Raw genomic sequence first — 13,040 nt, 5'->3', positions numbered from 1 at the left:
TAAAATTTGTCCAGGAGAAAAGAATGGAAAATTTTCAGGAAAATAATATAGAAGCTCCCCTTTCAACATTTGCAAAGCGTATTATCCCTTGTCTCGATGTCAAAGATGGTAGAGTGGTAAAAGGGGTCAATTTTGTCGGACTACAAGATGCTGGAGACCCTGTGGAAGTCGCCAAACGCTACAATGAAGAAGGGGCTGATGAAATCACCTTTTTAGATATTACAGCCAGTCATGAAGAGCGCGATACTATCGTTGATATCGTAGAAAAGGTTGCCAAAGAAGTTTTTATTCCACTCACCGTAGGTGGGGGTATCCGAACACTCAATGATATCTACAAATTACTAAAAGTAGGATGTGATAAAGTCAGTGTCAATTCTCATGCTATTCACAACCCTGATTTTATTGATGCAGCATCCAAGCGATTTGGTTCTCAATGCATTGTTGTCGCCATAGATGCTAAAAGAGACAAAGATTCATGGAATGTTTATATCAATGGGGGTCGTATCAATACAGGTATTGATGCACTGCAATGGGCTAAAGAAGTAGAGAGAAGAGGGGCCGGAGAGATTCTCTTAACCTCAATGGATTGCGATGGTTCCAAAGATGGATATGATCTTGAACTCACAAAGAAAATGAATGACTTGGTCGATATTCCGATTATTGCAAGCGGAGGGGCAGGGACGATGCAACACATTAAAGATGCCTTTTTAAATGGTGCTGATGCCGCTTTAGCGGCTTCGATTTTTCACTACAAAGAAATTGAGATTATGGATCTCAAAAATTATCTTCAACATGAAAAGATTCCTGTTAGAATATGAAAATATTAAGTGCGGGACACAATGAATTATTTGATATTGCTACTCCTGTAGGAATTGGTCTCATACAAAGCAGTATCACATTAACTCAGCTCATTTTAGAACAAAAACCCAAATCCCTAATTTTTATTGGTACGGCCGGCAGTTATGGCTCATGCAAACCCTTTGATTTGCTCATATCTCACACGGCCACCAATATCGAAACCGGTTTTTTTTCTAACACTTGTTATACACCAATACAAAATAAAATAGCATCAATTCCTTTAAATGTTTCATGTGAAACAACTAACAGTGTTTCTTGTATCATAAATTCGAGCAACTACATTACCACTAACAAACCATTAGGAATAAAATATGAAAATTTAGGCATAAAAGCTGAAAATATGGAGTTTTATGCCATACTAACAGTAGCAAAAAAGTTCAATATTCCCGCGATGGGTATTTTTGTTGTGACAAACTATTGTGATAACAATGCCCATACAGATTTTATCAAAAACCACGAAAAAGCCAAATCAATACTGATTGAAAACACCAAAAAAATAGTGAGCCAATATGAATAAAACCAATATACTTGATTACACCAAGAGTGAGCTCAGCGAGTTGATAAAACCCGCTTTTAGAGCCAAACAAATCTATGAATGGATATACAAAAAATATGTCAATAGCTTTGAAGAGATGCAAAATATACCCAAAAGTTTGCGAGCAGACCTAGCAGAAGCGTATGATTTTCATCCTTTGCAAATAGCAGCAATAGAAGAGAGTGCCGATGGTAGCAAAAAATATCTGTTTTCGTTAAAAGATGGGAAAACCGTCGAAGCTGTTTTGTTACCAATGAAAAAAGAACAACATCATGAAGATGGTACCTTAGCCCAACATACACGATATACCATCTGTATCTCATCGCAAGTAGGATGCAAAATAGGGTGTGCGTTTTGTCTGACAGGGAAGAGTGGATTTTTGAGAAATCTAACACCAGGAGAGATAACATCACAAGTCCTCATGATAAAAAAAGATAACAATATAGCAGAAAATAGACGGGTTAACATTGTCTTTATGGGCATGGGTGAGCCCCTTGATAACCTCACTAATGTTAAAAAAGCTGTTACTATATTTGCAGACCCTGATGGACTCTCTATTTCACCTAGAAGACAAACCATCTCCACAAGTGGACTCAGTTCTCAAATAAAAAAACTAGGAGAAATGGACCTTGGCATCCTACTGGCTATCTCTTTGCATGCGGTAGATGATGTCCTGCGAGAGCAGCTCATGCCAATCAACAAAGCTTATAACATCGAATCCATCATCAATGCGGTTAAAAATTTTCCGATTGATGCAAGAAAAAGAGTGATGTTTGAATACCTCGTCATAAAAGACCTCAATGATGATATTCAAAGTGCCAAAAAACTGGTCAAATTACTCAATGGTATCAAATCAAAGGTAAATCTCATATTTTTTAATCCCCATGAGGGCAGTGAATTTCAAAGACCTGAACCTCAAAAAGTAAAACGTTTCCAAGAGTATCTCTTGGCACACAATTTACTCTGTACCATTAGAGAGTCAAAAGGACTCGATATTAGTGCGGCATGCGGTCAATTAAAAGATAGAAAGGAAAAAAATGAGCATTGTTGATAAAGGTGAAGCAATATTTTTATTAGTATTTGTAGCTGCTGCTATATTTGGCATCATAAAAGTAGTATTTTTAAGCGACTAGACGATGGGACAACAAGTGACTTCACTTGTTGTCATTCAAGATTTTATTTAGCAATCCACGCACTGCGTAGTATCTTCTCATCTCCAAGATAAATTTCACCCACAAATGTATCTCCTTGTCCGATTACACCGACTCCTTTAGGCGTCCCACTCATCACAATATCCCCATCTTCAAGTGAGGAGAAAGAACGAATCTCTTCAATGATAACCTTAGGTGGATAAATCATCAATGGCACACCTCCTTCTTGCACTAAACCATCATTTATATATAATTTTAAGCTCAATTTATCAATATCTTCTTCATGAATCGGCACAAAATCACTAAAAACTCCAGCGCCATCAAAAGCTTTCGCACGCTCCCAAGGAAGTCCTTTGCTTTTTAATTCCCCTTGCAATTTTCTATCTGTCAAATCCAACCCAAAACCAACAGCTTTTACTTTGGAAGATTCCATCAAAAATGAGATTTCTCCTTCATAATGTAAAACTCGACCAAAAGTATTCAACTCATGGCTTATCGCGCTATTTGGCTTCATGAACAAGACCATAGATGTTGGCATTTCATTGTTTAATTCTTTAATATGTGCAACATAATTTCTACCCACACAGACAACCTTACTTGGGGAGACAGAAACGCCTTCCAACATGACACTATTCATATAAAAAACCTCCTAATTTTATTTTACTACTAACATTGTATTCAATCTCTTTATAGTAAAAACTTAATCGATGCGCATGTAGCATCAATCTCTCAGCCCCACTGTGTATTCTGCGCTCATTTTTGTCTAGCGTCCCACACAAATACTCTTCCACGAACTCATCATCGACACCATATATCGGATCGCCAACAATTCTGTGTTTCACATGAAACATATGCACGCGGATTTGATGGGTTCTACCAGTCAGAGGTCTCACCTTGACTAAGGTCCTATTTGTCTTTGCATCATAAGAGTAGGGGAATACGTGAGTAATCGCGCGATGACCTGATGAAACAACAAAAGATTTCAATCGTATGGGGGAGCTATCAAGATTTGACTTTAAATCCGCATCTATGATGAGATTTTGTTCTAATTTCCCCTCAACAATCGCGACATACTCTTTTTGTATTTCCCGCGCCTCAAACATCATCTTTAAAATGACTTCGGCTTCTTTGTGCTTTGAAACCAACACTAATCCGCTTGTCTCTTTATCAATCCGATGTGCGACATTGGCATTCTCACCATAGAGATATTTAATCTCATCATTCAAACTATATTCATCTGAAAAACCATTGGGGTGGATTAACACGCCACTAGGTTTTTCAAAAATGGCGAAATCTTCTGTTTCAAAAACTGGCAACAACCCTCTAGGCTTAGGCACGAAGACAATCACTTCAACCATGCCAGCAATTTCAGCGCTTTTTGTCATCATGATCTCATTGTTTAGAAAAACTCTCTTTTTATCAATCCACTTTTGAGCTTGTCGCATTGTACAATGAAACGTATTAATCAAAAACTGATACGCCTTTATCTTTTCGTCTACAAAAAATTTCTTTCTGACAAATCCCACTAAATTTATCCTTTTTTAACTAACTTTTAGTTAGAATAGATATATAAATATTAAGCAATTATGATAGATTTTTACTTTCTTGTAAAGTAACTGTATCTACCGTATTACGCCATATCAAAGATGAAACAATAGCAAAATTTATATTAAGGATTGCCACAATGGTAGAGCGTTACTCCAGAGACGTGATGAAAACAAAATGGACAGTTCAAGCAAAATACGATGCTTGGCTGAGAGTAGAAAAAGCAGCGGTAAAAGGCTGGAATCAACTGGGCCTAATCAACGATGAAGATTGCAAGAAAATCCTTGATAACGCACAGTTTAAAGTGGAAGAAATTGATGAGATTGAAAAGAAAACCAAGCATGATGTCATTGCCTTTCTAACTAGTGTCGCTAACAGCCTGGGCGAAGAGAGTAGGTGGGTGCATTATGGCATGACCAGTTCAGATTGTATTGATACTGCCGTAGCACTTCAGATGAAAGATTCACTAGAACTCATCATAGAAGATGTTAAAGTCCTCATGACAAACATTAAAAAAAGAGCGTTAGAACACAAAACAACCCTCATGGTAGGGCGAAGTCATGGGATTCATGGAGAACCTATTACTTTTGGGTTAGTGTTAGCGATTTGGCATGATGAGATCAAACGTAATTTGGAAAACTTACAACATAGCCTCAAAGTCATCAGTGTTGGGCAAATCAGTGGTGCGATGGGCAATATGGCACACTCTCCAATAGAGCTTGAAGAAATAGTATGCAAAGAACTTGGACTAACTCCCGCACCGGTATCCAATCAAGTCATACAAAGAGACCGCTATGCAAACCTCATGAATGCGTTAGCTCTTTTAGCATCAAGCTGCGAAAAAATTGCCGTAGCGATACGACACTATCAAAGAACAGAAGTTTATGAAGCAGAAGAATTTTTTAGTGCCGGTCAAAAAGGAAGCTCCGCGATGCCGCACAAAAGAAATCCAGTCTTGAGTGAAAATGTCACTGGATTGTGTAGGGTAATCCGAAGCTTTGCCATGCCATCGATGGAAAACGTAGCCCTTTGGCATGAGCGTGATATCAGCCACAGTTCTGTTGAGAGATTTACCCTTCCTGATGCATTTATTACGACTGATTTCATGCTCAACCGCCTTAGTGGTTTGATTGAAAAACTACTCGTTTATCCTCAAAATATGATGAAAAATCTAAATTTAACCGGAGGATTGGTGTTTTCACAACGCGTTTTATTAGAACTTCCCGCAAAAGGCGTCAGCCGCGAAGATGCTTACAAAATTGTACAACGTAACGCCATGAAGGTTTGGGCAGATCTTCAAGTAGGAAAACCTGCCATCAATGAGCATGACGAAAGTCTCTTTATGCAAAATCTCTTGGCAGATGAGGATTTGAGGAAAAAACTAAGTCCAGCAGAGATTAGAGACTGCTTTGACTACACATACTACATCAAAAATGTTGATAAAATTTTTGATCGAGTTTTCAAATAAAAAATTAGGAAATCTTTATGTTAACAGTACAAAAAAGAAATGGTAGAATTGAACCCCTTGATATATCTAAAATACAAAAATACACATTCTCCGCAATAGAAGGCTTAGAAAACGTGAGCCAAAGTGAGCTAGAAGTCGATGCAAAAATACAATTTAGAGATAAGATTACAACCGAAGAGATACAAAAAACACTCATCAAAACGGCCGTCGATAAAATTGACATCGATAGACCCAATTGGACGTTTGTAGCCGCGCGTCTGTTTTTGTACGACTTGTATCACAAGGTCAATCAATTTACAGGATATGGTAAATTGGCAGACTACTTTGCAAGAGGCGAAAAAGAGGGGCGTATTTTATTGGGCCTCAAAGAGAAATATGATTTAGATGATTTAGACCAATATATTAAACCAGAGCGCGATTTTCAATTTACTTATCTGGGAATCAAAACACTTTATGATCGTTATCTTATCAAAAATTCCAAAGGTGCTCCAATAGAATTGCCACAGCATATGTTCATGGCTATCGCAATGTTCTTGGCACAAAATGAACTAAACTGTCAAGATTGGGCTAAAAAATTCTACGACTTAATATCTAAATTCGAAGTTATGTTAGCCACACCAACACTTTCAAATGCACGGACACCAAGACACCAACTAAGCTCTTGCTATATCGGAAGTACCCCTGATAATATCGAAGGTATTTTTGATTCCTATAAAGAGATGGCACTTTTGAGTAAATTTGGTGGTGGAATCGGCTGGGATTGGAATATTGTACGCTCTATGGGAGGTATGATTGATGGGCATAAAAATGCAGCCGGAGGGATTATCCCATTTTTGAAAATCACCAATGATATTGCTATTGCCGTCGATCAGCTAGGAACGAGAAAAGGAGCTATTGCTGTATATATTGAACCGTGGCATATGGATATATCTGACTTTTTGGATCTCAAAAAGAATTCAGGAGAAGAGCGACGACGTGCTCATGATCTCTTTCCAGCACTCTGGATCAATGACTTGTTTATGAAACGTGCCCAAAATGATGAGATATGGACTCTTTTTGATCCCGCAAACGTTAGCGACCTGCCATCACTTTATGGCGCTGAATTTGAAAAAAAATATTTAGAGTACGAACAGGATGACAGCATCCCAAAAGAGCACATTCGAGCCAAAGAGTTATGGAAAAAAATCATTCTAAACTATTTTGAAAGTGGTAGTCCATTTTTATGCTTTAAAGATAACGCAAACAAAGCAAATCCAAATGACCACGCCGGAATTATCAGAAGTTCAAACCTATGTACGGAAATATTTCAAAATACAGAGCCCAATCATTATAAAATCAAAGTAGTTTTTGATGATGGAAGCTTTGAGACGTTTGAAGAAGAGGATACCGTCATCATCAATGGCAATATTGAAAAGAAAGCCAAAAAAATCACCGCCCTCGATAATATCGATGGGAAAAATGTCTTTATTGTAGAAAAAGAGATGAATGAAGGCAAGACCGCCGTATGTAATCTTGCGAGCGTCAATCTCTCCAAAATTAATACCCAAGAAGATATTGAACGTGTCATCCCAATTGCGACCAGAATGTTAGATAACGTGATAGACCTCAATTTCTATCCTCATGCTAAGGTAAAACACACCAACCTTCAATCCCGCTCCATCGGTCTTGGCGTCATGGGAGAAGCACAAATGTTAGCAGAACAACAAATAGAATGGGGAAGTTACGACCACTTTGCCAAGATTGATGAAGTGATGGAGCTCATCAGCTACAATGTCATCAAAGCCTCATCCAATCTTGCTATCGAAAAAGGAGCGTATCCAGATTTTGAAGGCTCAAAATGGAGCAGAGGAATTTTCCCTATAGATACCGCCAACGAAAAAGCTAAAAAATTAGTAGATCGGGGAGGATTGTTTGGCTACAGCTGTGATTGGGAAAGTTTACGCGCACAAGTCATGAAATCGGGTATGAGAAATGGATACCTCATGGCAATTGCGCCAACCAGCTCTATTTCGATTCTTGTGGGTACCACACAAACCATCGAACCCGTGTACAAAAGAAAATGGTTTGAAGAAAATCTCTCCGGTATGATTCCCGTCGTCGTGCCGAAACTCAATCCAGAAACGTGGAATTACTATACTCCAGCATATGAGTTGGACCAACGGCTACTCATCAAAGCCGGAGCCATTCGTCAAAAGTGGATTGATCAAGGACAAAGTCTCAATATCTTTATTACTTTAGATAAAGCGAGCGGAAAATACCTAAACGACATCTATATGCTAGGATGGGAACTGGGTATAAAATCGACATATTATCTCAGAAGTCAATCTCCAGAAAGTCAACTTGATGTTGCCGATAGAAGTATCGAATGCGAAGGGTGCCAATAACCATTTCCCACCGTTTTTATCATGATATAAGTGAGATATACTCACTTATATCATCCCTTTTTTGTATTATCATGATACAAATTTCTCATCTTCACTCACAAAATTAAGCAAAAATACCCATAGCAATACTGACGAAAAATTGACGGAGAAATAAGACCTCAGAAGGTAATAATCTTAATATATTATTTAATTTATATAATTAAGTTTATAACCAATATAATTTCATAAATTCCCTTAATATAGACATATTATAAGTTAAGTAAAAATCAGTTTTTATGTACATTTTTAGAGAGTGACAAAAGAGAAACACTTTAGTTTTTAAGTTTCAGTTCAATATTCATATTATATAATCGCGATATAAATAAAACACTATGGATAAAACATGTTAGAAAAAGTCTTAAAACGCGATGGTACCACAGAAGAGTTTAAAACATTCAAAATTCAAGATGCAATAAAAAAAGCATTTAAAAGTGAAGGCGTCACCTACGATCAGAGTGTGTACAATCGACTCATAGCGACACTTGAGAAAAAAAGAGTCGCTGCGGTTGAGGACATACAAGACTTAATCGAACAGGAATTATACAAAGCCAGATATTTTGATGTCATGAGATCGTTTATGATCTACCGTCACACGCACAAAATGCAAAGAGAGCATGTTGATGGATTGAACGAAGATACCACCTTTGTCAACTCCACACAAACCATAGAAGAGTATATCAATAAAAGCGATTGGCGCATCAAAGCCAATTCAAATACCGGATATTCCAATGCCGGATTGGTCAATAACACAGCCGGAAAAGTCATTGCAAATTATTGGCTCGATAAAATTTATTCAAAAGAAGAGGGGTTTGCTCACAGAAATGGAGACTATCATATTCATGATCTTGATTGTCTGACTGCATATTGTGCCGGATGGAGTTTAAGGGCGCTGTTAAATGAAGGGTTTAATGGCGTAAGAGGCAGAGTAGAATCACGCCCACCCAAACACTTTAGAGAAGCATTAGGACAGATGGCAAACTTCTTGGGAATCTTGCAAAGTGAATGGGCAGGAGCACAAGCTTTTAGCTCTTTTGATACCTACCTTGCTCCTTATGTTTTTAAGGATCAACTCCCCTTTAGCGAGATTAAAAAAGCCATTTTGAGTTTTGTATACAATCTCAATGTCCCTGCTCGTTGGGGGCAGAGTCCATTTACCAATATCACGATAGATTGGACCGTGCCTACCGATTTAGCTGATCAAACCCCAACATGTCAAGATTTGCACCTTTTTAAAGGACTTCAAGATGAGCAATTGCTCACAGAAGCCAAAAAACGCGGGGTCAATAAGCTTGAAGAACTGACATACAAAAACTTTCAAAAAGAGATGAATCTCATCAATAAAGCCTATTATGAAGTCATGACAGAGGGGGATAGAACAGAACAGCCTTTTACCTTTCCGATTCCTACGGTCAATATCACAGAAGATTTTGATTGGTATGGTGAAAATACCGATGTACTTTTTGAAAATACGGCAAAAATCGGTTCTTCTTATTTTCAAAACTTTATCGGTAGCCAATACATTCGTGATGAAAATGGCAACTTGGTAGAAAATCCAAAAGCCTATAAACCGGGTAATGTGCGTAGCATGTGTTGCAGATTGCAATTGGATTTAAGAGAACTCCTAAAGCGTGGAGGTGGATTATTTGGCAGTGCGGAGATGACCGGAAGTATCGGTGTCGTCACCCTCAATATGGCACGAATTGGATACCTCAAAAAAGGGGATAAAGAGGCGCTTTATGAGCAAATTGCGTATTTAATGGATTTGGCAAAATCAACATTAGAGAAAAAACGTGTGTTTGTGCAAGAGATGTTTGAACGCGGATTATACCCTTATACCGCACGCTATCTTCCTGGATTCAATAATCATTTTTCTACCATCGGTGTCAATGGCATCAATGAGATGATTGAAAACTTTACAGACAACAAACACACCATTGCCGATGAATATGGAACGAAATTTGCTCAAGAAATATTAGAATTCATGCGTCATAAGATGGTAGCATATCAAGAAGAAACGGGTAATCTCTATAATTTAGAGGCAACCCCAGCAGAAGGCACGACGTACCGTTTTGCCAAAGAGGATAAAAAAAGATATCCCGATATCATCCAAGCAGGAAGTGGCAAAAATATATATTATACAAACTCATCACAACTCCCTGCTAGCTATACAGATGATCCATTTGAAGCGCTTGATTTGCAAGATGATTTACAGTGTGCTTATACGGGAGGCACGGTATTGCATCTATATATGAAAGAACGTATCAGCAGTATTGAGGCATGCAGACAAATGGTCAAAAATGTTATTTCAAATTACAGGATGCCTTATATCACGATTACTCCAGTGTTTTCAGTATGTGAAAAACATGGCTATATCAGTGGAGAACATGAATTTTGTCCTATGTGCGATAAAGAATTGATAGAAAAATATAAAGGAGAACTACATGAGTAGAGAAGAGTTACTGAACAAAGTACAAGATGAACGAACACGATGTATCGTTTACACAAGAGTTATGGGTTATCACAGACCCGTTGAGAGTTTTAATATTGGCAAGATTGGAGAACACAAAGAGAGAGAACAATTTGTTGAGCGATCTCCTCGAAGATAGTCCAATCTTTGACATCACACCATTTACGATGCTAGATTTCCCAAAGAATCTAGCATCTATCTTTTGGTTTGCAAAATGCAATATGCGTTGCCCTTATTGTTATAATCCTGATATTGTATTAGGAGAGGGGAGCATTAGCGTACAAAAGGCATTGGATTTTTTAAATTCTCGTGTTGGAAAATTAACCGGAGTAGTCCTCAGCGGAGGAGAATGCACACTCTATTCACAACTGGAACGCTTTGCTCAAGCGATTAAGGCATTGGGCTTTAAAATCAAAATAGATACCAATGGCACCAATCCAAAGCGCATCAAAACCATGGTCCAAAAAAATTTGGTAGATTATATTGCATTAGATTATAAAGCACCATCATATAAATTTGAATCCATAACACACCATAAAAATTTTCATGATTTTAAAGAAACTTTGCAGTTCTTAATCGATGAAGATTTTCCTTTTGAAGCCAGGACGACCGTACACTCAGGACTGCTAACAATACAAGATATAAATCATATTATTGATGATTTGACAGCCAAAGGCTATCACAACAGTTATTTTCTACAAAACTACTTCCATACCGGCGACACAGTCGGCGATATTGAGCCACAAACCCTTCCGCTTGATACCACAAAACTAAATCAAAAGATTGACATACAACTGCGAGAGTTTTAAGATTTTTTAGGATAAAATAAGAAAAAATCAGGAACAACGCATGAACAGAAAACACATATACAATCCAGGGTCTAACGAGACCTTGAGTGAAAGAAGAATATTTGGTGGAAATCCTCATGGGATTTTGAATTTTACACAAGCCAAATATCAATGGGCCCTTAAATTATGGGATATGATGGAGGCCAATACTTGGTTTCCCAAAGAGGTCGACACGACGAAAGATGTCGTAGATTATAATAGAAATTTAACCGATCCCGAAAAGCGCATGTATGACCTTGTCTGGTCTCAGCTTATCAGTATGGATAGTTTTCAAACCAACAATCTTGCTGACAATATTAATCCCTATATTACGGCCCCTGAAATCAATGCAATTTTAGTACGACAAGCATACGAAGAGGCCAATCACTCAAAATCTTATGCCGTTATGGTAGAAGCGATATGTGATAACACAGATCTCATCTATGAGATGGAAAAACATGATGAAATACTCAGACGTAAAAATGCCTATATTTCAAGCGTTTATGAAGAGTTAGCCGGAGAAGTGACTGATGAAAAAATTCTCTTAGCGATGTTTGCAAATCAAATTTTAGAGGGACTTTACTTCTATGCAGGCTTTACCGCCATTTATGCCTTAGCGAGAGCCGGCAAGATGCTAGGAAGTGCACAAATGATACGATTCATCCAACGTGATGAGATCACCCACCTGCTACTCTTTCAAAATATGATAAACTCAACAAGAAAAGAGCGACCTGACCTATTTACGCAAGCTTTGGAAGAGAGAGTGATTGAAATGTTCAAAGCCGCAGGAGCGCTAGAGATAGAATGGGGCAAATACATTACTCAAAATCAAATTATGGGATTCACCGATGAAATTATTGAAGAATACATCCATTATCTCATCGATGATCGTCTCAATGCTGTAGGCTTTAAGAAAATTTACAATGCCCATCACCCTATCAAATGGGTTGATGATTTTTCAAAATTCAACGATCAAAAAACAAACTTTTTCGAAGGTAATGTCACAAATTATAGCAAAGGAAGTTTATCATTTGATGACTTCTAATCACCAGTTAGTTGCATTACAATTTCAATATGCCACTAAGAGTTTTGAAGAAAACTTTGAAACTCTTAGCCGCTTAGTCAAAAACACTCAAGAAGGCTCCATTATATTAGCTCCTGAACTTTGTTTGAGTGGCTACGATTATGAACACTTAGATGCTAACACAAAACGAGCACAACACTTTCTTCCTCAGATTTGTGAACTCTCAAAAGCACGCCTTCTTGCCCTGACAATAGCAGAAAAACAAGAAGGAAAATATTATAACAATGTCAAAATCTTCTTTGATGGAAGAGAGATTTATTCAAGACCAAAAGCACGATTATTTCATCTAGGAGATGAAGAAAAGTACTTTACAGAAGGCACCGATGAGACGATTCATATCATAGAAGTAGCAGGGATTAAAATCGCCATACTGCTATGTTTTGAGCTGCGTTTCTTAGAGCTATGGGAACGTGCCAAGGGCGCGGATATTATATTTGTTCCAGCTTATTGGTCAAAAAAGAGAAAATACCAATTACAAACATTAGCTAATGGGTTAGCAATTATGAACCAATGCTATGTATTAGTCGCCAATAGTAGCGATGAAAATATGGCATCCAATGCTTGCATCATCGACCCTTTTGGAGACATTACCAAAGATGACACACAAGAGCGTATCATGACATCATTTGATAGGGCATTAATAAAAAAAATGAGACGATATATTAATATAGGATTAGATTAA

The 13,040-nt window shown here is 37.7% G+C and carries 12 protein-coding genes; 10 read left to right on the top strand and 2 right to left on the bottom strand.

Going from position 1 to position 13,040, the window contains the following annotated elements; all coding sequences use genetic code 11:
• Window positions 1–23 precede the first annotated feature (23 nt).
• From hisF to rlmN, 3 genes are read left to right on the top strand one after another with little or no spacing between them, the layout of a single operon-like run.
• Entirely contained in the window at window positions 24–818 is a 795-nt protein-coding gene (gene hisF / locus SFB89_RS00270) for an imidazole glycerol phosphate synthase subunit HisF (protein WP_331774958.1), read from the top strand.
• Window positions 815–1,375 carry a phosphorylase family protein gene (locus SFB89_RS00265; protein ID WP_331774957.1) on the top strand — a complete coding sequence of 187 codons (561 nt, stop codon included), beginning with the start codon at window positions 815–817 and terminating at the stop codon, window positions 1,373–1,375. The genes hisF and SFB89_RS00265 overlap by 4 nt, the downstream gene beginning before the upstream one ends.
• Window positions 1,368–2,444: a 23S rRNA (adenine(2503)-C(2))-methyltransferase RlmN gene (gene rlmN, locus SFB89_RS00260; RefSeq protein WP_331774956.1), complete on the top strand. Its 1,077-nt coding sequence runs from the start codon at window positions 1,368–1,370 to the stop codon at window positions 2,442–2,444. The genes SFB89_RS00265 and rlmN overlap by 8 nt, the downstream gene beginning before the upstream one ends.
• A 125-nt stretch (window positions 2,445–2,569) precedes the next feature.
• Here rlmN and SFB89_RS00255 read toward each other — a convergent pair whose 3' ends face one another.
• Entirely contained in the window at window positions 2,570–3,181 is a 612-nt protein-coding gene (locus SFB89_RS00255) for a fumarylacetoacetate hydrolase family protein (RefSeq protein WP_331774955.1), read from the bottom strand.
• On the bottom strand, window positions 3,174–4,070 hold the full coding sequence (locus SFB89_RS00250; RefSeq protein ID WP_331774954.1) for an RluA family pseudouridine synthase: 897 nt from the start codon (window positions 4,068–4,070) through the stop codon (window positions 3,174–3,176). The genes SFB89_RS00255 and SFB89_RS00250 overlap by 8 nt, the downstream gene beginning before the upstream one ends.
• Before the next feature lie 158 nt (window positions 4,071–4,228).
• On the opposite strand from SFB89_RS00250, the gene purB reads away from it, so the two are divergent.
• The 7 genes from purB to SFB89_RS00215 all read left to right on the top strand — a co-directional run bounded on the left by purB (window position 4,229) and on the right by SFB89_RS00215 (window position 13,040).
• Window positions 4,229–5,557, top strand: coding sequence for an adenylosuccinate lyase (gene purB / locus SFB89_RS00245; RefSeq protein ID WP_331774953.1), 1,329 nt, complete (start codon window positions 4,229–4,231; stop codon window positions 5,555–5,557).
• A 17-nt stretch (window positions 5,558–5,574) separates the two neighbouring features.
• Window positions 5,575–7,941 (top strand): ribonucleoside-diphosphate reductase subunit alpha, encoded by a 2,367-nt coding sequence (locus tag SFB89_RS00240; protein WP_331774952.1) that lies wholly within the window; start codon window positions 5,575–5,577, stop codon window positions 7,939–7,941.
• A 382-nt stretch (window positions 7,942–8,323) separates the two neighbouring features.
• Window positions 8,324–10,429: a ribonucleoside triphosphate reductase gene (locus tag SFB89_RS00235; protein WP_331774951.1), complete on the top strand. Its 2,106-nt coding sequence runs from the start codon at window positions 8,324–8,326 to the stop codon at window positions 10,427–10,429.
• Complete coding sequence (locus SFB89_RS00230) at window positions 10,422–10,586, top strand: hypothetical protein (RefSeq protein WP_331774950.1); 165 nt, start codon at window positions 10,422–10,424, stop codon at window positions 10,584–10,586. Before SFB89_RS00235 ends, SFB89_RS00230 begins: the two co-directional genes overlap by 8 nt.
• Window positions 10,564–11,256, top strand: a complete 693-nt coding sequence (locus tag SFB89_RS00225) for an anaerobic ribonucleoside-triphosphate reductase activating protein (RefSeq protein WP_331774949.1) — start codon at window positions 10,564–10,566, stop codon at window positions 11,254–11,256. Before SFB89_RS00230 ends, SFB89_RS00225 begins: the two co-directional genes overlap by 23 nt.
• A 40-nt stretch (window positions 11,257–11,296) precedes the next feature.
• Window positions 11,297–12,319, top strand: coding sequence for a ribonucleotide-diphosphate reductase subunit beta (locus SFB89_RS00220; RefSeq protein ID WP_331774948.1), 1,023 nt, complete (start codon window positions 11,297–11,299; stop codon window positions 12,317–12,319).
• Complete coding sequence (locus SFB89_RS00215) at window positions 12,309–13,040, top strand: carbon-nitrogen hydrolase family protein (RefSeq protein WP_331776022.1); 732 nt, start codon at window positions 12,309–12,311, stop codon at window positions 13,038–13,040. Before SFB89_RS00220 ends, SFB89_RS00215 begins: the two co-directional genes overlap by 11 nt.

The sequence above is a fragment of the Sulfurospirillum sp. 1612 genome, assembly GCF_036556685.1.
Classification (GTDB): domain Bacteria; phylum Campylobacterota; class Campylobacteria; order Campylobacterales; family Sulfurospirillaceae; genus JAADIZ01.
Note: the sequence above shows the minus strand (reverse complement) of the source record. Positions and strands in the feature narration are given on the sequence as shown.